This window comes from Caulobacter sp. DWP3-1-3b2 (assembly GCF_049896325.1).
Lineage (GTDB): Bacteria > Pseudomonadota > Alphaproteobacteria > Caulobacterales > Caulobacteraceae > Caulobacter.
In genome coordinates this window covers 53,996-73,476 of record NZ_JAFCUB010000012.1, presented here as the reverse complement: position 1 = coordinate 73,476, position 19,481 = coordinate 53,996, and the positions used below count along the sequence as shown (strand labels likewise).

15 protein-coding genes are annotated in these 19,481 nt (G+C 67.3%); 9 read left to right on the top strand and 6 right to left on the bottom strand.

Annotated elements, in window-relative coordinates; genetic code table 11:
• Positions 1-107 precede the first annotated feature (107 nt).
• The 4 genes from ACP7AG_RS10555 to ACP7AG_RS10540 all read right to left on the bottom strand — a co-directional run bounded on the left by ACP7AG_RS10555 (position 108) and on the right by ACP7AG_RS10540 (position 1,688).
• Positions 108-308 (bottom strand): RpiB/LacA/LacB family sugar-phosphate isomerase, encoded by a 201-nt coding sequence (locus tag ACP7AG_RS10555; RefSeq protein ID WP_426030777.1) that lies wholly within the window; start codon positions 306-308, stop codon positions 108-110.
• Positions 277-459, bottom strand: a complete 183-nt coding sequence (locus ACP7AG_RS10550; protein WP_426030767.1) for an RpiB/LacA/LacB family sugar-phosphate isomerase — start codon at positions 457-459, stop codon at positions 277-279. Before ACP7AG_RS10550 ends, ACP7AG_RS10555 begins: the two co-directional genes overlap by 32 nt.
• Before the next feature lie 19 nt (positions 460-478).
• Complete coding sequence (locus ACP7AG_RS10545) at positions 479-607, bottom strand: hypothetical protein (RefSeq protein ID WP_426030766.1); 129 nt, start codon at positions 605-607, stop codon at positions 479-481.
• A gap of 322 nt (positions 608-929) precedes the next feature.
• Entirely contained in the window at positions 930-1,688 is a 759-nt protein-coding gene (locus tag ACP7AG_RS10540; protein ID WP_426010311.1) for a class I SAM-dependent methyltransferase, read from the bottom strand.
• Between the two features lie 128 nt (positions 1,689-1,816).
• On the opposite strand from ACP7AG_RS10540, the gene mutM reads away from it, so the two are divergent.
• From mutM to dnaA, 5 genes are all read left to right on the top strand, one after another.
• Entirely contained in the window at positions 1,817-2,695 is an 879-nt protein-coding gene (mutM, locus tag ACP7AG_RS10535) for a bifunctional DNA-formamidopyrimidine glycosylase/DNA-(apurinic or apyrimidinic site) lyase (RefSeq protein ID WP_426030765.1), read from the top strand.
• Positions 2,696-2,850: 155 nt separating this feature from the next.
• Positions 2,851-5,457 (top strand): amino acid adenylation domain-containing protein, encoded by a 2,607-nt coding sequence (locus ACP7AG_RS10530; RefSeq protein WP_426030764.1) that lies wholly within the window; start codon positions 2,851-2,853, stop codon positions 5,455-5,457.
• Positions 5,436-6,227, top strand: a complete 792-nt coding sequence (locus tag ACP7AG_RS10525; protein WP_426010307.1) for an enoyl-CoA hydratase — start codon at positions 5,436-5,438, stop codon at positions 6,225-6,227. Before ACP7AG_RS10530 ends, ACP7AG_RS10525 begins: the two co-directional genes overlap by 22 nt.
• 137 nt (positions 6,228-6,364) lie before the next feature.
• A complete protein-coding gene (gene rpsT, locus ACP7AG_RS10520; RefSeq protein WP_426010306.1) occupies positions 6,365-6,640 on the top strand; it encodes a 30S ribosomal protein S20 in 276 nt (91 codons plus the stop codon).
• Between the two features lie 421 nt (positions 6,641-7,061).
• A complete protein-coding gene (gene dnaA, locus ACP7AG_RS10515) occupies positions 7,062-8,531 on the top strand; it encodes a chromosomal replication initiator protein DnaA (protein WP_426010304.1) in 1,470 nt (489 codons plus the stop codon).
• Positions 8,532-8,688: 157 nt separating this feature from the next.
• Here the strand turns inward: dnaA and ACP7AG_RS10510 are convergent, their stop codons facing one another.
• The gene (locus tag ACP7AG_RS10510) at positions 8,689-9,324 is read right to left on the bottom strand and encodes an alpha-ketoglutarate-dependent dioxygenase AlkB (RefSeq protein WP_426030763.1); all 636 of its coding nucleotides are present in this window, start codon (positions 9,322-9,324) and stop codon (positions 8,689-8,691) included.
• Positions 9,325-9,418: 94 nt separating this feature from the next.
• Here ACP7AG_RS10510 and ACP7AG_RS10505 point away from each other — a divergent pair, with 94 nt between their 5' ends.
• From ACP7AG_RS10505 to dnaJ, 3 genes are all read left to right on the top strand, one after another.
• Positions 9,419-12,070 (top strand): M1 family metallopeptidase, encoded by a 2,652-nt coding sequence (locus ACP7AG_RS10505; RefSeq protein WP_426030762.1) that lies wholly within the window; start codon positions 9,419-9,421, stop codon positions 12,068-12,070.
• A 397-nt stretch (positions 12,071-12,467) separates the two neighbouring features.
• Positions 12,468-14,363: a molecular chaperone DnaK gene (gene dnaK / locus ACP7AG_RS10500; protein ID WP_426010298.1), complete on the top strand. Its 1,896-nt coding sequence runs from the start codon at positions 12,468-12,470 to the stop codon at positions 14,361-14,363.
• A 154-nt stretch (positions 14,364-14,517) separates the two neighbouring features.
• Complete coding sequence (gene dnaJ, locus ACP7AG_RS10495; protein ID WP_426010297.1) at positions 14,518-15,669, top strand: molecular chaperone DnaJ; 1,152 nt, start codon at positions 14,518-14,520, stop codon at positions 15,667-15,669.
• Here the strand turns inward: dnaJ and ACP7AG_RS10490 are convergent.
• A complete protein-coding gene (locus ACP7AG_RS10490; protein ID WP_426030761.1) occupies positions 15,666-16,676 on the bottom strand; it encodes a virulence RhuM family protein in 1,011 nt (336 codons plus the stop codon). The two genes, dnaJ and ACP7AG_RS10490, sit on opposite strands and share 4 nt — an antisense overlap.
• 98 nt (positions 16,677-16,774) lie before the next feature.
• Between ACP7AG_RS10490 and mutS the strand changes: the two genes are divergently transcribed.
• Positions 16,775-19,474, top strand: coding sequence for a DNA mismatch repair protein MutS (gene mutS, locus ACP7AG_RS10485; RefSeq protein ID WP_426030760.1), 2,700 nt, complete (start codon positions 16,775-16,777; stop codon positions 19,472-19,474).
• Positions 19,475-19,481 lie beyond the last annotated feature (7 nt).

Genomic DNA, 19,481 nt, shown 5'->3' with positions numbered 1-19,481 from the left:
TCGGCCGCGACCCGCGAAAAGCGGCGCGCGAATGCCCTTCAGAGCGAATGAAGCCGGCTCGCCCCCACCTCGGACGCTTGGCGCCCGCTTGGCGGCAGCTCCGCCCGTCACGGCAGAGCGGCTGAAACAGGGGGCGCGCCGAGCTTCCTGAAGCGCGGGCCATGGCGGCCGCTGACGAACTCGGCCTCAAGGAAAGCCGTGACGCAGGCCTTGGCCGTGTCGAGCCCCACCAGGCGGGCGCCGAGAGCGATGACGTTGGCGTCGTTATGTTCGCGGCTAAGCGTGGCGGAGACGGGTTCGTTGACCAGGCCGCAACGGCAGGCCGCATGGCGATTGACCGCAATGGCGATGCCTGCCCCCCGAGCCGCAGAGCGCGACGCCGCGCTCGGCCCGTCCGTTCGCGATATGCTCGGCAAGCTTGTAGCCATAGTCGGGGTAATCGACCCCGCGCAGCGCCATCAGAACCCAGGTCCGCCACCTAATGGCCTTCGCCCGTCAGCCACCCGGCCAGTTCGGCCTTCAATTTGAGCGCGGCATGATCCGAAGCGATGGCGATGCGCATGGAATCCGGTTCCTTGTCCCGGTTGGAGGTCGAAACGGCCAGCAAGCCCCTTGCCCGCCATCACGGGTGCCGCGACAGCTGCGAAGCCTCGAAAGTCGCGTCCGCCCCGGATGTGGCTGCGCCTCAAAGCCTTGGTGGATCGGAGCTCTGGCGTCTGGCGATGTCAAGGACGGCGCGTCGCGCCGCCGCGCGGCGGCCGCCAGAGGCGGTCCTTGACATCGCCAGACGCCAGAGCAAGCTCGCCATCAAGGTTTTAAGGCGAGGCCTCGCCGACGCGGGCGAATTGGGAAGGGCCCCAACGCCAACCAATCCAGGCAAACCTATAGCCGGGTGCGCTAGCGCCAGAGCCTGTGGAACCCCCTCGCCCCTAAACCGCCCAGCCCTGGTGCATCGCCGCGACGCCGCCGGTGAAGTTGGTGATCGTCACCCGTTTGAAGCCAGCGGTCTCCATCATCGATGCGAAGGTCTTTTGGTCGGGGAAACGGCGGATGCTTTCGACCAGATACTGATAGGCGTCGCGATCCTTGGCCAGCCACTCGCCGAACTGCGGGATCAGCTTGAAGCTATAGGCGTCATAGGCCTTCGCCAGGGCTTCGGTGACCGGCTTGGAGAATTCCAGGCAGAGGAACCGACCGCCGGGCTTTAGCACGCGCCGCGCCTCGCGCAGAGCCGCGTCGATGTCGGTGACGTTGCGGATGCCGAACGAGATCACGTAGGCGTCGGCATAGGCGTCGGGCAGGGGCAGGGCCTGCGCGTCGCCCACGGTCCAAGTGATCTCGGGCGCGCCGCCCTTCTCGATCCCCGCGCCAATCATCTCGGCATTGTAGTCGATGATGTTGATCAGGGCGTCGGGACCGCCACGGCGCTCCTGGGCCGCCCGCGTCATTTTGGCGAAGCGGCGGGCCATGTCGCCGGTGCCGCCGGCGCAGTCGATGATGACCTCGCCCGGCTGGGGATTGAGGCGCGCGGCGACCGCGTCCTTCCACAGGCGATGGACGCCGCCGCTCATCACGTCGTTCATCAGGTCGTAGTTCTTGGCGACCCGGTCGAACACCCCCCGCACCAACCCGGCCTTGGCCGAGGCCTCGACGTCCTTGAATCCGAAGGTGGCGGAAGCCTTGGTCATGCGATCGCTCGAAAGGGGCTGGGTCTTCGCGCTCTTATAGCGGCCCGCGGCCGTCCGTCACCGGTTTTGCTTGTTCCGCGCGCGGGAAGGCCGATATCTGGCGGCCCCCACCCTTCCAGAGGTTTTCCTTGCCCGAACTGCCCGAAGTCGAGACCGTGCGGCGCGGCCTGGAGCCGGTGCTGAGCGGCGCCCGCCTGGCCCGCGTGCGCGCCAACCGTCCCGACCTGCGCTTTGCCTTGCCCGACGGCTTCGTCCAGCGCCTGACGGGCGCCAGCATCCTGCGATTGGACCGCCGCGCCAAGTACCTGCTGGCCCCACTGGACCGCGGCGACACCCTGGTGATGCACCTGGGCATGACCGGACGGTTTGAAATCGCCACGCCGGCGGGCGCGACCAGGCCCGGCGACTTCGCCCACGCGGTGACGCGCGACGAGAAGCACGCCCATGTGGTGTTCGAGACCGAGGGCAAGGACGGGAAGGCGGGTGCGGCGGTCACCTATTACGACCCCCGGCGCTTTGGCTTCATGGACCTGATCGCCACCGACGTCCTCGACCGCCACCCCTGGTTCGCCGCCATGGGTCCGGAGCCGCTCGGCGAGGCCTTCTCAGCCAAGACCCTGGTCGCCGCCTTCGCGGGCCGCAAGCAGGGGCCCAAGACCCTGCTGCTCGACCAGAAGACCGTCGCCGGCCTGGGCAATATCTATGTCTGCGAGGCCTTGCATCGTGCGCGCATCTCGCCGTTCAAGCCGGCCGGCACGATCGCCGGCAAGCGGCTTGGGCCCCTGGTCGCGGCGATCAAGGCCGTGCTGGCCGAGGCTGTCGAAGCCGGCGGCTCGTCCCTGAAGGATTTCGCGGCCACCGACGGGGCGCTCGGCTACTTCCAGCACCGCTTCCGGGTCTATGACCGCGCGCGACAGCCCTGCCCCACGCCTGGCTGCGAGGGCGTGATCGCCCGCGAAGTCCAGGCCGGCCGCTCGACGTTCTTCTGCCCGGTCTGCCAGGTTTGAGCCGGGGCGCCATTGCGGCGCTTGGGCATGCTGGCCGAGGACCTCCTTCGGCCGTAGATTGGGCCGGCTAGCCGATCGGCTCTCACGCAACGGTTTGAGCTCTGCGCTGTTTAACCCACGCCTTGACGGTGGGGGCGCTTGGGATCCGTCCGACCATGAACAAGCACGCCCCGACCGTGACCGCCCGATTGGAGCAGATGTTTCACGACCAGGCGACGTGCACGCCAGACGCCCCCGCCGTCTACTTTCAGGGCCAGGTCGTCAGTTACGGTGATCTGGATGAAACGGTCGAACGCCTGGCCCGCGGCTTTTCCGCTCATGGGGTGGGTCCAGGCGTGCTCGTGGCGATCAGCCTGCAACGCACACCATGGATGGTCGCGGCGCTTCTCGCGACGCTGAAAGCCGGAGGGGCCTATTTGCCCCTAGATGCCCGAAACCCACCGGAGCGCACGCGGTTCATGCTCGACGACAGCGGATGCGCCTTGCTGCTCGTGGACAGCGCCTCCCCGCCAATGGAGGGCTTTGGCGGGGTCGTCCTGGAGCTATCGGGTGGCGCGTTGATCCAGAGGGCGTCTGGGGCGCCGATCTCGAACCTGGCCCCGTCGAGCCTGGCCTATGTGATCTATACGTCCGGCTCCACCGGAGCGCCCAAGGGCGTGATGCTGGGGCACGGGGCCGCCCACTTGGTCCGCTGGGCCGAGCGGGCCTATTCCTTCGAGCAGCGCGCGCGGGTCGCCGCGACGACCTCGCTCGCGTTCGACCCCTCGATCTTCGAGATCTTCATGCCTCTTTGCACGGGTGGTGCGATCGTCCTGAAGCAGAACGCGCTTGAACCCTTCGCGCCGGACGAGCAGCCGACGATGCTGGACACCGTGCCGTCCGTGCTGGCCGAGCTGTGCCGGATGGACGCCATTCCGCCTAGCGTTGGCGTGCTCAATGTCGGCGGCGAGGCCCTGACCAGCGCGCTCGTTCGCGAGGTCTATAGTGACCGGCCGGCGATGGTGCTGGACAACCATTATGGACCGACGGAAGCCACGACCGTGGCGACGGTCGCGCGAATTCCACGCGACCTCACCGGCGAGCCCTCGATCGGGCGACCCGTGCGCGGCGCGACAATCCTGCTGCTGGACGTCGCGGGCGAGCCCGTTCCCGAGGGCGAGACCGGCGAGATCCACATCGGCGGGCCGGGCCTGGCGCTTGGCTATCTGAACCGGCCCGATCTAACCGCCGCCCGCTTCCTCCAAGGCCCCGCCGGTCGGCTGTACCGGACGGGCGATCTCGCCTGTTGGCGCGACGGCGCGCTGCATTTCGGCGGGCGGCTGGACGAACAGGTCAAGATTCGCGGCTTTCGCGTCGAGCTGGGTGAGGTCGAGTTGGCCCTGATGCGAATTCCCGGGATCGAAAGGGCGTTGGTCGTTGTTCGGCCCGCCTCTGGGCGCTCGCAGTTGATCGGTTATGTTCAGGCTCGGCGGGCCTTAACGCCGCTGACCGTGCGAGCGGCGCTGGCGGATTGGCTGCCCGACTACATGCTGCCAGCGCGGATCATCGTGGTCGACGCATTCCCCCTGCTCGTCTCGGGCAAGATCGATCATGGCCGACTGCCGGAGCTGGACTACGCCCCTGCGGACAATGGGCCCCCGCCGTCGCGCGGGGAAAAGCCGATCATCCACGTCTTCGAAGAAGTGCTGGCCCGTCGCGGCGTCGGCCCGGAAGACTCCTTCTTCGACCTCGGCGGAGACTCGCTGGCGGGCGTGCAGGCCGCCTTGCGGCTCGAAGAGATGCTCGGCTATGAGGTGCCCGCCGCCCTGATCCATCAGTCTCCCACGCCCCGCGCCCTGGCGGGCTCGCTGGACCATGGGCGCGTGCGCACCGAGGGCCATGTCAGCCTGCTCGCGCCGGGCGGTCCCGGGCCGCCGCTGTTCTGCATGGCCGACCTGTTTGGCCATCCGTTCAACTATCTGAGTCTGGCTCGCCGCTTGAGCGCGGAACGCCCCGTCCACGGCGTCGCGCCGGGACCGCTGCAGAGGGCGTTCACCGAGGGTGGCGACCTGCCCAGCATGACCCGCAGTTTCGTGGCCGAACTGCGCGGCGCGCGGCCGCAGGGTCCGTATCTGATCGCCGGCTATTCGGCGGGGGGGATGCTGGCGCTCGATGTCGCCTGCGCCCTGGAGCGCGAGGGCGAGACGGTTCGGCTCATCCTGCTCGATTCGTCCCTCCACGGCCGGCGGCCTTCGCTGGACTTCGTCAAGCGTTGGGCCCTCGCCCAGGCGCGGGGCGTTTTCGCGGCGCGCACCCTCGGCGCTGCGGCTGAGCGCGCGGCGGCCCTGCTGAGCGCCTTGACCGGACGGAAGGCGCGCGGCGCCCCGCCCGATTGGATACCCAGATCGCAGGTCGCCTTCGCCGCGCGCATGATCCGGCTGAGCGCGGCCTACAGGGCGCAGGCGTTTTCCGGTCCCACCCTGGTCATCAGGGCTATGGAGCAAGGTCCCCTGGAGCAGTTGCACGATCACGATGGCCTGCTGGGATGGTCCGAGGTGCTCACCGGGCCGGTGGTCCAGGCACCGGTTCTAGGCGGTCACCATGATTTCCTGCGCGAACCGTGGGTGGATGAGACAGCGCGCGCGGTCAGCCGCTTCCTGTCGAGCTTCGAAATAGCCCCGCAGGGCCGCAGGCTCGCTTCTGGGACTCCTCAACGCGGCCGGCCCCTCTATAACAGCGGCGCTCAACAGGAGACCCGCCGATGGCCGCCTACCAGACCCTGATCGTCGAGACCCACCCGGAGGCCGCGCCCGGCGTCGCCCTGATCCGCCTGAACCGGCCCGACGCGCTGAACGCCCTCAACACCGCCCTACTGGCCGAGCTCGCCCAGGCGCTGGCGGCCGCCCAGGCCGACGACGCGGTGGGCTGCATCGTCATCACCGGCTCGGCCAAGGCCTTCGCGGCCGGCGCCGACATCAAGGAGATGTCGGACAAGACCTACGCCCAGATGTTCAAGGACGACTTCTTCGCGGCCGGCGCGCGGGCCCTCGAGATCACCCGCAAGCCGATCATCGCCGCCGTCGCCGGCTACGCCCTGGGCGGCGGTTGCGAGCTGGCGATGATGTGCGACTTCATCCTGGCCGCCGACACCGCCAAGTTCGGCCAGCCCGAGATCAATCTCGGCGTCGCCCCCGGCATTGGCGGCACCCAGCGCCTGACCCGGCTGGTGGGCAAGTCCAAGGCCATGGACATGATCCTGACCGGCCGGATGATGGGGGCCGAGGAGGCCGAACGCGCTGGCCTGGTGTCGCGGATCTTCCCGGCGGACACGCTGATCGACGAGACCCTGGCCGTCGCCCGCAACATCGCCGCCCAGTCGCCTCTGGCCGCCGCCATGAACAAGGAGCTGGTCAACGCCGCCTACGAGACGACCCTGAGCACCGGGATCGCGCTGGAACGACGCCTGTTCCACTCGCTGTTCGCCTTCGACGACCAGAAGGAAGGCATGGCGGCCTTCGTCGAGAAACGAAAGCCGGCCTTCAAGGGCACGTGAACGGCTGTTTAGGGTCGCCGCGAGATTCTCGGCCTTGAACGGATTGACCCCCGGCCCCCCTTCCCGTATATCCGCGCGCTCTTGATTTTTCCTGCTTCGCGGCTGCCCGCGCGGCTGTCCGTTTGAAGGTCCGAACTATGGCCAATAATCCCGGCGCCAAGAAAGCGATCCGCAAGATCGCTCGTCGCACCGAAGTGAACACCGCTCGCCGCTCGCGCGTTCGCACCTATCTTCGCAAGTTTGAAGACGCGCTGTCGGCCGGCGACGCCGCCGTCGCTAAGGCGGCTTTCATCGAAGCGCAGTCGGAACTGATGCGCGCCGTCTCCAAGGGCGTCGTGCACCCCAACACCGGCTCGCGGAAGGTTTCTCGCCTCGCCGCCCGTCTGAAGAAGCTTGATCAGGCAGCTGCCTAATCCGGCTTCTCGCCGAACGAAGTTCGGTTAGAAAAATCAAAGACTTAGAGAAGCCGATCGAGGAAACTCGGTCGGCTTTTTCTATGCAAGTTTTGCGCACTCAAGATTGTCCCCGAGACATTTCCAAGAGCGTTCATCGGGTCCTGAATTTATATTCCCTTGCCGGGCGAGGACGTCTGCCGAGTCAACAGAAATATCCGCCGACGGACTCAAGTTTTCCGTTTGACCGGCAGGGGCCGCTGGCTAGTTTAAGGATCTCAACGGCCTTCCAGTCCATGGAGATCACTGGCGGCGGCAGAACCCTTGCGTTCGCCGATCAACCCCCTGTGTCTGCGTGACTGGAACGCCCTGAGAGACGCGGTCGTGCGCCATGGGGGGCGGCGATCGGGGTAACACGACATGTACGCGAGGCGGTAAACCGATGACGATCAAAGGCGGGGTAGTGAGCCAGGAGTTTTCGGCCGCGTTCTCGACGGTGGCTTGCGAGTCCGCGGGCGTCGTCTGGAACAGGGTCTGCGTGGTGCTGAAACGCGAACTGGGCGACGCCGCCTTTGGCTCGTGGATCGCGCCCGCCGCTTTGCGTGAAAGCCACGGCGGCGACGTGGTGCTGGTCACCCCGACCGGTATCGCCCGTGACTGGATCCGTCGCAGCGCCTGGCGCCGCGTCAGCGAGCTTTGGGCCGCCAATGATGCGCCGGCCCGCCGCCTGGACTTGAAGTCGCGCCTGGAATTCGAGGCCGCCGTCGGTGTCGCCGCGAGCGGCGAGTCCAAGGTCGAGCCAATCGAGATCGCCCTGCCCGTATCCAGCGACGTGCCGGACCGGTCCCCGACCAATGGCTCCAAGCCGTCGCCAGTCCAAGGGCTGCAGGAACGCTTCACCTTCGACACCTTCGTGCCGGGGCCGGCCAACGAGTTCGCCCACGCCGTGGCGCGCCGGGTGGCCAGCTGGGCCGACGGCCACTTCAATCCGGTGCTGTTCCACGGCCCCTACGGTTTTGGCAAAACCCACCTGCTTAACGCCCTGGCCTGGGAGGCCATGCGCCAGGCCCCGACCAAGCGGGTGGTCTATCTGACCGCCGAGCGCTTCCTGTCGACCTTCGTGCGGGCGGTGATGGATCGCCAGACCGCCGCCTTCAAGGAAGAGCTGCGCGGCGCTGATCTGTTGATCATCGACGACGTGCACTTCATCGCCGGCAAACAGTCCAGCCAGGAAGAGCTGTTCCACACCCTGACCGCCCTGGTTGAAGACGGCCGCCGGGTGGTGTTCTCCTCGGACCGGGCGCCCGCCGCCATGACCGAGATGGACGCCCGCCTGCGCTCGCACCTGTCGGCGGGCCTGGTCTGCGGCCTGGAGCCGGCCGACCGCGCGCTGCGCATCGGCATCCTGGAGCGCAAGCTGCAGGCCCTGTCGCGCCAGCACGGCTTCGAGCCCACCTTGCGCGCCGAGGTGCTGCACTTCCTGGCCGACCGCTTCACCGACAGCGTCCGCGAGCTGGAAGGCGCGCTGAACACCTTGTCGGCCCGGGCCGGCGAAGGCGTTTCGCGGCTGACCCTTGATGAGGTCCAGGCGATCCTGCGGCCGCACCTGCGGGCCGGCGAGAAGCGCATCACCATCGACGACATCCAGAAGGCCACCGCCGACCACTACGGCATGAAACAGGCCGACCTGCTGAGCGAGCGCCGCAACCGCGCGATCGCCCGTCCACGCCAGGCCGCCATGTGGCTGGCCAAGCAACTAACCACCCGCTCGCTGCCCGACATCGGCCGGCGGTTCGGCGGCCGCGACCACACCACCGTCCTGCACGCCGTCCGCCGCATCGAGGCCCTGCGGGTGGATGATCCGGTGCTGAGCCAGGATTTGGAAACTCTGACCCGCAAGTTGCGGGGGTAGGATCGATCAAGGGCCGTCCCGCTGGGGCGGCCCTTTTTTCGTGGCTCACTGACTTGCCCCCACCTGGCGACTCCGTCGCCTGTCCGCCCCCGTAGGGGGCGTAGCCCCGCACATTCTGAGGTCCGCCCCCTATGGGGGCGGACAGACCGCGAAGCGGTCAGGTGGGGGCAAGAGGGTGAGCCACCGTCGCTCTTCTAAGCGTCAGATTGATCCGTCCGCCGCCGGGGATCAGGCTCGACGACCCCGGCAGGATTCGGTCCACCCCATGGAACGCCAGCCGCGCCGGGCCTGACAGCCGGCAGATGTCGCCCGACGACAGCCGCAAGCTGCGGGTCGGGTCCTTGCGCGCGGTCCCGCCGATCCGGAACACCGCGGTGTCGCCCAGCGAGACCGACAGCACCGGAAAGCGCGGATCGGCCTCGTCGCGGTCTTGGTGCAGACCCATCCGGGCATCGCCCCGATAGAGGTTGATCAGGCAGGAGTCCGGCGGCGTTTCCGGATCGCCCAAGGCAGCCCACAGGTCGAGCAAGGCCACGGGCAGGGTTGGCCAGGGCGCGCCCGTGCCCGGATGGCGGTCGGCATAGCGGTAGCCGGCCTTGTCGCTGGTCCAGCCCAGCGGTCCAAAGGCGCTCATCTTCACGCTCATCGCCTTGCCATAGGCGGTGGCGTAGTTGGCCAGGGGCGCCGCCTCGGTCGCCGCCAGGGCCAGGCGCGTCAGATCGGCCTGGGCCTTGGGGTGCAGACACCCAGGCCATAGGTCGAAACCCGGCAGAACGCTGATCGGTCTATTCATTACGCAGATTTAATGCGCCAGACGCGTTTGAACAGTGTTGGTCTGCGCCCCTCGGCGTTGGGGCCGAACAGTTTTTGCAGTTTCAAGGCCGACAATGCGCAAACTTCTTTCCACAGCGGCCGCCGCCGCGCTCGTTTTCGCCGCCGGTTCGAGCCTGGCCGCGACCCCCGCCTCCAGCAAGCCGGCGCAGATCACCGCCGCCAATGTCACCACCCAGCTGCCGCGCGGTGTCGTGCCGAGCCACTACGACCTGGCCTTCACGCCCGACGCCGACAAGCTGACCTTCACCGCCTCGGTCAAGATCAATATCGACGTGGTGACCCCGAGCAAGGCCATCACCCTGCAGGCCGCCGACCTGGCCTTCGCCAAGGTCGAGCTGGCCGGGGTGGGCGCCGCCAAGGTCACGGTCGACGCCGAGGCCCAGACCGCCACCTTCACCTTCGACAAGGTCATCGCCAAGGGCGCGCACGTCCTGGCCATCGACTATAGCGGCAAGATTTACAAGCAGGCCGCCGGCCTGTTCGCCCTGGACTACGACACCGACCAGGGCAAGAAGCGCGCCCTCTATACCCAGTTCGAGAATTCCGACGCCCGCCGGTTCATTCCCTCGTGGGATGAGCCGTTCTTCAAGGCCACCTATGACGTCCAGGTCATCGTCCCGACCGGCCAGATGGCCATCGGCAACATGCCGATCGCCAAGACCCAGGAGCTCGGCGGCGGCAAGTCCAAGGTGACCTTCGCCACCTCGCCCAAGATGTCGACCTATCTGCTGTTCTTCGGCCTGGGCGACTTCGACCGCGCCACCGCCAAGGTTGGCGGCGTCGAGATGGGCGTGATCACCAAGAAAGGCGACCTGGCGAAGGCCGACTTCGCCCTCAAGTCCTCGGGCCCGATCCTGCAGTGGTACAACGACTATTTCGGCGCGCCCTATCCGCTGCCGAAGCTGGACCACATCGCCGCCCCCGGCCAGAGCCAGTTCTTCAGCGCCATGGAAAACTGGGGCGCGATCTTCTATTTCGAATACGCCCTGTTGGAAGACCCGGCGATCTCGACCCAGGCCGACCGCCAGGAAATCTACACCACCGTGGCCCACGAGATGGCCCACCAGTGGTTCGGCGACCTGGTCACCATGCAGTGGTGGGACGATCTTTGGCTGAACGAAGGGTTCGCGTCCTGGATGGAGAGCCGGGCCACCGAGCACTTCCACCCCGAATGGAACAGCAAGCTGGCCGCCGTCGGCGGCCGTGAATACGCCATGGGCCTGGACTCTCTGGCCACCACCCACCCCGTGGTCCAGCATGTCGAGACCGTCGACCAGGCCAGCCAGGCGTTCGACGCCATCACCTATCAGAAGGGCGAGGCGGTCATCCGCATGCTTGAGGCCTATGTTGGCCCGGACGCCTGGCGCGACGGCGTGCGCCGCTATATCAAGGCCCACGCCCACGGCAACACCACCACCGACGACCTGTGGAAGGAAGTCGAGGTCGCCGCGGGCAAGCCGATCACCGCCATCGCCCACGACTTCACCCTGCAGCCGGGCGTGCCGCTGATCACCGTCGAGACCGGCGCCTGCGCTGGCGGCAAGACCCCGGTCACCCTCACCCAAGGCGAATTCAGCCGCGACAAGCCGACCAAGACCCCCATGGCCTGGCGCGTGCCGGTCTCGGCCCAGGTCGTCGGGTCCAGCACGGTGTCCAAGACCCTGGTCGAGGGCGGCAAGGGCGCGCTCAGCGTCGCGGGCTGCGGCCCTGTGGTCGTCAATGCCGGGCAGTCCGGCTATTTCCGCACCCTCTATGCGCCCAAAACCTTCGCCGGCGTCTCGGCCAGCTTCGCCAAGCTGCCGGCCATCGACCAGCTGGGGGTCATCTCCGACGCCTGGGCCCTGGGCCTGAACGGCCAGCAGACAGTGACCGACGCCCTGGACCTGGCCCTGGCCACGCCGCTCGACGCCGATCCGCAGGTGTGGGGCAAGGTCGCGGGCGTCCTGACCAGCGTCAACGGCATGTACGACAGTGCGCCGGCGGACCGGCCAGCCTTCCGCAAGCTGGCCATCGCCCGCCTGTCGCCGGCGTTCACCCAGGTAGGCTGGACGGAAAAACCGGGTGAAGCCGCTCCGGTCGCCACCCTGCGGTCAGACCTGATCAGCGCGCTCAGCGCCCTGGGCGAACCGGCGGTGATCGCCGAGGCCAAGCGCCGCTACGCCGCTGACAAGACCGACCCGACCGCCGTACCCGGCCCGCTGCGCAAGCGCATCCTGGCCACCGTGGCCCGCCACGCCGACGCGGCGGCCTGGGACACCCTGCACGCACAGGCCAAGGCCGAGAAGACCCCGCTGATCCGCGACCAGCTCTACACCCAACTGGCCTCGGCCGAGGACGACGCCCTGGCCGCCAAGGCCCTGGAACTGGCGCTGACCGACGAGCCGGGCGAGACCCTGTCGTCCAACATGATCTCGCGCGTCGCGGGTCTGCACCCCGACCTAGCCTTCGATTTCGCTGTCGCCCACAAGGACGCGGTGAACGGCAAGGTCGACGCGGCCTCGGCGACCAAGTTCATTCCGGGCCTGGCGCGCGGTTCGGCCGATCCGGCGATGATCGGCAAGGTCACCGCCTACGCGGCTGCCAACCTGCCGGCCGCCTCCCGTGGCGAGGCTGACAAGTCGGTGGCTTCGATCACCGACCGTATCAAGTCCCGCAAGGCCGCCCTGCCGCAAATCACGGCCTGGGTCGCCAAGCACGGCGGCTGAGCATCGACCTAGAACGCGCGCTCTGAGCGGGTTCAGCGAACGCGAGTTGAGGCTTTCGCGCCTCGTTCTCGCCCTATACGACGGGATGGCCGCGCTTTTTTTGGCGCGGCCTTTTCGCCTGGAGTCGCGATTCCCCTTCTTTCCATGCGGGATTGGGCTTGCAGGCTGGTACCTATCCCCCATATCCGCCTTCGAAGCGGGGTTGACGGGCTTGTCAACTTCGATTGAACGAACGCTTTCCGTTATAGACGTCGGCCTTGGCCGTCGTTTTTGAGCGGCAAGGATTTGGATCAACCGTTAGAACGCGACCAGACGGGGACGGCTCGAGAAAAACCGGGGCGCTTGCCTTAAGGCCCTTGTCACCGCCGTCCGCCATTCAGGAGCTGCAGGTCTCAACATGAGCAAGATTATCGGTATCGACCTTGGCACCACGAATTCGTGCGTGGCCATCATGGACGGCAAGACCCCGAAGGTGATCGAGAACGCCGAAGGCGCTCGCACCACCCCGTCGGTGGTCGGCTTCCTCGAAGACGGCGAGCGCCTCGTTGGCCAACCCGCCAAGCGCCAGGCCGTCACCAACCCGACCAACACCCTTTTCGCGATCAAGCGCCTGATCGGCCGTAACTTCGCCGACCCCGTCGTGGCCAAGGACAAGGCCATGGTCCCCTACGATATCGTCAAGGGCCCGACCGGCGACGCCTGGGTGAAAGCCCATGGCAAGGACTACTCGCCGCAGGAAGTCTCCGCCTTCATCCTGCAGAAGATGAAGGAAGCGGCCGAGAGCCATCTGGGCGAGCCGGTGACCAAGGCCGTGATCACCGTTCCGGCCTATTTCAACGACGCCCAGCGTCAGGCGACCAAGGACGCCGGCAAGATCGCCGGCCTGGAAGTCCTGCGCATCATCAACGAGCCCACCGCGGCGGCCCTGGCCTACGGCCTGGACATGAACGAAGGCAAGAAGATCGCCGTCTATGACCTCGGCGGCGGCACCTTCGACGTCTCGGTCCTGGAAATCGGCGACGGCGTCTTCGAGGTGAAGTCGACCAATGGCGACACCTTCCTGGGCGGCGAGGACTTCGACCTGCGGATCGTCGACTACCTGGCCGACGAGTTCAAGAAGGAGCAGGGCGTCGACCTGCGCAAGGACAAGCTGGCCCTCCAGCGCCTGCGCGAAGAGGCTGAAAAGGCCAAGAAGGAGCTGTCCTCGACGGCTCAGTACGAAGTCAACCTGCCCTTCATCTCGATGAACGCCTCGGGTCCGCTGCACCTCAATATCAAGCTGTCGCGCTCCAAGCTCGAAGCCCTGGTGGAAGACCTGATCACGCGCACCATCGGTCCGTGCGAACAGGCCCTCAAGGACGCCGGCCTGAAGAAGAGCGACATCGACGAAGTGATCCTGGTCGGCGGCATGAGCCGCATGCCCAAGGTCCAGCAGGCGGTGCAGGACTTCTTCGGCCGCGAGCCGCACAAGGGCGTCAATCCTGACGAAGTGGTCGCCCTGGGCGCCGCCGTTCAGGCCGGCGTCCTGCAAGGCGACGTCAAGGACGTGCTGCTGCTGGACGTGACGCCCCTGACTCTGGGCATCGAAACCCTGGGCGGCGTGTTCACCCCGCTGATCGAGCGCAACACCACCATCCCGACCAAGCGCTCGCAGACCTTCTCGACCGCCGACGACAATCAGTCGGCCGTGACCATCCGGGCGTTCCAAGGCGAGCGTCCGATGGCGGTGGACAACAAGTTCCTGGGTCAGTTCGACCTGCAGGGCATTCCGCCGGCCCCGCGCGGCGTGCCGCAGATCGAGGTGACCTTCGACATCGACGCCAACGGCATCGTCAATGTTCACGCCAAGGACAAGGCGACCAACAAGGAGCACTCGATCCGCATCCAGGCCAATGGCGGCCTCTCAGACGCAGACATCGAGCGCATGGTCCAGGAAGCCGAGGCCAACAAGGCTTCGGACGAGAAGAAGAAGTCGCTGGTCGAAGCCAAGAACCAGGGCGAAGCCGCTCTGCACTCGACCGAAAAGGCCTTCGCCGAACATGGCGACAAGGTCGGCCCGACCGAGAAGTCCGACATCGCGACCGGCATCGCCGAACTGAAGACGGCCCTGGAAGGCGAAGACGCCGAGGTTATCAAGGCCAAGACCCAGGCTCTGCTTCAGGCGTCGATGAAGCTGGGCGAGGCGATGTACGCCGCTCAGCAAGGCAATGGCGAAGGCGATGAAGCCGCCGCCGATGATGGCGTCGTCGACGCCGAATTCGAAGAGGTCGACGACTCCAAGCCGTCGGCGTGACCATGGGTCGCGGGCTGGACCTCCTAAGCGAAGTCCCGCCCGCGACGCCTTTCGGGAACAAGGCTCCTGCCCGCCGCTTGTGGCTGGGCAGGAGCGCTCCCACCTCCCTATTCAACATGGCCTCCTTATTTCACATGGCTGGTGATCGACCCTGATGCGCGACTATTACGAAGTCCTGGGTGTGGCCCGCGGCTGCGATGACGCCGCCCTGAAGGTCGCCTTCCGCAAGATGGCGATGGAGCACCATCCCGACCGCAACGGCGGTTGCGAGGATGCCTCCTCGCGCTTCAAGGAAATCAACGAAGCCTATTCGATCCTGTCGGACGCCCAGAAGCGGGCCGCCTATGACCGCTTCGGCCATGCCGGGGTCAATGGCCAGCAGGGCGGCGGCGGTTTCGGCGGCGGCGACGCCAATGACATCTTCAACGACGTCTTTGGCGACGTGTTCGGCGAGATGTTCGGCGGCGGTCGCCGCCAGGCCAGTAACGGCCCCCAACGCGGCCAGGACCTGCGCTACGACTTGGAGATCTCCCTGGAGCAGGCCTATGCCGGCGCCGAGGTCGAGATCAAGGTTCCCGCCGCCATCACCTGCGAGGTCTGCGACGGCTCGGGCGCCAAGCCCGGCACCAGCCCGACGGTCTGTGGCACCTGCGGCGGCGCCGGCCGCGTGCGGGCCACTCAAGGTTTCTTCGCGGTCGAACGCGCCTGCCCCCGCTGCGGCGGTTCGGGCCGGCTGGTGCTCGATCCTTGCGTCAACTGCCACGGCCACGGACAGGTGCGCCGCGAGCGCATCCTGTCGGTCCGCGTCCCGGCCGGCGTCGATGACGGCGCCCGGATCCGCCTGGCCGGCGAAGGCGACGCCGGCGCCCGCAGCGGTCCGCGCGGCGACCTCTACCTCTTCCTGTCGGTGATCCCGCACGAACTGTTCGAGCGCGATGGCCTGGACCTGTTGTGCACCGTGCCCGTGCCGATGACCGTGGCCGCCCTCGGCGGTGACATCGAGGCCCCCTGCCTGCTGGGCGGCGAGACCTGCGACGGCAATTGCCGCATCACCGTCAAGGTCCCCGAAGGCGCCCAGACCGGCAAGACCGTCCGCCTCAAGGGCAAGGGCATGCCGTCCTTGCGCAGCCGCCAGCGCGGCGACCTGGTGGTTGAACTGTTCGTCGAAACCCCAACCCACCTGTCGGCTCGGCAGAAGGAACTGCTCGTCGAGTTGGCCACCCTCAGCAGCGAAAAACAGAACCCCAAGTCCGCTAACTTCGTCGGCAAGGCCAAGCGGTTCTGGGAAGAAGTGACGGGGAGCTAGGGCGCGTTTTTCGACTTGGGCTTCAGCCCGTTGATTAAACGTAACATCTCCTCGACATGTTCGGCCTCGGCGATGCGGGCTTCGGCGACTTGCCGCCCGGCGTCGAAGGTTTCAAACCGTTCGTGGGCGAGCCGTTTGGCTTTCTCCGCCGCGATTCGGCCGGCGTTGAGCAGGACGTCACGGTCGTTGAAGGTCAGGAATGCGTCGAGGCGAGCGGCCCATTCCGCCATGGTCATCGGCTTTCGGCGTGTGGCCTGATCCTCGGCGAAGTCCAGGAACATCGTCACGACGCGGTTTAGGTCGCTCACCTCATCGGCGACCAGGTAGTTCTTGGCGGTGTCGACGTCGCCCTTACGGACCCGCCCGCCTTTCCAGCTCTGCAGTCCCATGTTCGGCGCCGCCGGGTCCGCCCTGACAACGATCAGCTCGCTGGCGGTCTTGCCGGTGACGGCGTGCAGCATCTTGTTCTGGACGGTCGCGAAGAATAGCTGGGCGGTCTGGGATCGGCCATCATAGTCAGTGGCGGTGGCGTAGACGTCCCGAACCTTCTGATAGAACCGCTTCTCCGACGCCCGGATATCGCGGATCTTTTCCAAAAGCTCGTCGAAATAATCGAACGGACCCGGGTCACGCAGTCGTTGCTCATCGAGCACGAACCCCTTCACGAGGTACTCGCGCAGCCTGATCGTCGCCCACTGGCGGAATTGGACACCCCGTGGCGAACGCACGCGATATCCAACAGCAAGAATGGCTTCAAGACTGTACCAGAGCGTCCCGTAGGCCTTGCCATCAGCGGCAGTTGTCAAGGATTCCTTGACAACTGAAGTCTCCATCAGTTCGCCCTCCGAAAACAGGTTGCGCACGTGCAGCGAGACGTTCTGTTTTGTCGTCGCGAACAGGTCCGCGATTTGAGCCTGCGTGAGCCACACCGTTCCGTCGGCCGCCCGTAGTTGCACGCGCGCCAAGCCGTCTTCCGTGTTGTAGAGAACGATCTCGCCGTCGCTCATGCCGCCCCTCGAATCCGGCGCGTAAAAGCGTCGGTACAAATCATGAACACGATACATCGCACTTCTGCGATTCAGCGGCAAACGTTAAGTCTTTGAGGATGAACGCCCCCGCCTCCACCACAATCCAGACCTATGACGCCACCGGCGCGACGCCGGTGATGCAGCAGTTCTTCGAGATGAAGGCGCGGCAGCCGGACGCCCTGATCTTCTTCCGGATGGGCGATTTCTACGAGATGTTCTTCGACGACGCCTACGCCGCCGCCGCGGCCCTCGGCATCTCTCAGACCTTTCGTGGAACGCACAATGGCCAGCCGATCCCGATGGCCGGGGTGCCGCAGCACGCGGCCGAGGCCTATCTGTCCAAGCTGATCCGCCTAGGCTTCAAGGTCGCCGTCTGCGAGCAGATGGAAGACCCGGCCGAGGCCAGGAAGCGTGGCTCCAAGTCGGTGGTTCGCCGCGACATCGTCCGGGTGGTGACGCCCGGCACCCTGACCGAGGACGGCCTGCTGGACGCGCGCGGCGCCAACCGCCTGGCCGCCGTGGCCATCCGGGCCGGTCAGGCGGCCGTAGCGGCCGTGGAGCTGTCGACCGGCGAGGTCGAGTGTTTCCTGGTGGCCCGCGACGCCGTGGGGACGATCCTCGCAGCCCTGGCCCCGTCCGAGACCCTGGTCGCCGACCGCCTGCTGGCCGACGACGACCTGGCCCAGACCCTGAAGATTTGCGGCGGCCTGGTTCAGCCGATGCCGTCAGCCCTGTCGGAGCCCCAGGCCTCGGAGACGCGGGTCAAGCGGCTGTATGGCGTCGACACCCTCGACGGGTTCGGCGGACTCTCGTCTGCCGAGATCGGCGCCCTGGGCTTGATCGCGGCCCATCTGGAAATGACCCAGGCTGGCAAGCTGCCCGCCCTGCGCGCGCCGCGCCGCGCCGCCGAGGCCGACGTGATGTCGATCGATCCGGCCACCCGCGCCAGCCTGGAGATCGACCGCACCCAGGGCGGCGACCGCAATGGCTCGCTGCTGGCGGTCATCGACCGCACCGTCACCGCCGCCGGCGCCCGCCTGCTGACCGCCCGCCTGGCCAGGCCGCTGCTTGACCCCCGCGCCATCGACGCACGCCTCGACGCCGTCGAATGGTTCATCGACCACCGACCCCTGCGCGAGCGTCTGCGCGAGGTGCTGAAAGGCGCCGGCGACATGGCCCGCGCCCTGTCGCGGCTGGCGCTGGGCCGGGGCGGCCCGCGCGACCTGGGTTGCCTCAAGGACGGCCTCAAGACCGGTGAGAAGCTGGCCGGCATGGTCGGCGGCTCGGGCGATCCGCTGTCGCCCCCGCCGGCCGAGCTGGAGCTGGCGCTGAAGGCCCTGACCCCAGCGCTGCACGACGGCCTGTCGCGCCTGCTCGATCAGCTGGAGATTGGCCTGGGCGCCGACCTGCCCGCCCTGGCCCGCGACGGGGGCTATGTGGCGTCCGGCGTCCGCCCCGAACTCGACCAGGCGCGAGGCCTGCGCGACGACAGCCGCCGTGTGGTCGCCGCCCTGGAGACCCGCCTCTGTCAGGACAGCGGCGTGCCGCTGAAGATCCGTCACAACGGCGTGCTGGGCTATTTCGTGGAGGCCACGGCCGGCAAGGCCGACCCGCTATTCCAACCGCCATTGAACGCTACCTTCATCCACCGTCAGACCCTGGCCAACCAGGTGCGGTTCACCACCGTCGAGCTGGCCGACCTTGACGCCCGCATCGCCCAGGCTGCCGAGCGCGCCCTGGCCATGGAGGTGGCGGCCTTCGAGGACTGGCGCGCCGAGGCCTGCCGCCTGGCCGAGCCGATCCTGCTGGCCGCCGAGGCCCTGGCGAAGCTGGACGTCGCCGCCGCGCTGGCCGAGTGGGCCGAGGACAGCGGCGCGGTGCGCCCCATGGTCGACAAGTCCCTGGTCTTCGAGGCCAAGGCCGCCCGCCACCCGGTGGTGGAGGCCGCCGTCAAGCGGGCCGGCGATCCCTATACGCCTAACGACTGCTGCCTGGACGCGGCGGGCGAGGCCGGGGCGCGGCTGTCGATCGTCACCGGTCCCAACATGGCCGGCAAATCGACCTTCCTGCGCCAGAACGCCCTGCTGGCGATCCTGGCCCAATCCGGCTGTTACGTGCCGGCCAAAAGCCTGCGCCTGGGCGTGGTCGATCGGCTGTTCAGCCGGGTCGGGGCTGGCGATGATTTGGCCCGCGGCCGTTCCACTTTCATGATGGAAATGGTCGAGACTGCGGCCATCCTGACCCAGGCCAGCCCACGCAGCCTGGTGATCCTCGACGAGATCGGTCGGGGCACGGCCACCTATGACGGCCTGGCCATCGCCTGGGCCTGCGCCGAGGCCCTGCACGACACCAACCGCTGTCGCGCCCTGTTCGCCACCCACTATCACGAACTGGCCACGCTGGAGACGCGTCTGGCCCATGTCTCCAACCTGTCGCTGCGGGCCAAGGAGTGGAACGGCGATCTCGTCTTCCTGCACGAGGCCGCAGCCGGTCCCGCTGACCGCTCCTATGGCGTCCAGGTGGCCAAGCTGGCAGGCGTGCCGCCGGCGGTGGTGGCACGGGCCAAGGAGGTGCTCGACCGCCTGGAAAGCAAGACCGAATCACCGGCCAGGCTGGACGACCTGCCGCTGTTCGCCGCCTTCGCCCCGGCTTCGGCGCCTGCGCAAGTGGCGCCCAGCCGCACCGATGCGGCGTTGCAGGACCTGGATGTCGATGGCATGAGCCCGCGCGAGGCGCTGGACGCGCTTTATCGTCTTAAGGCTCTGCTCAAGCCCTGACATCCTA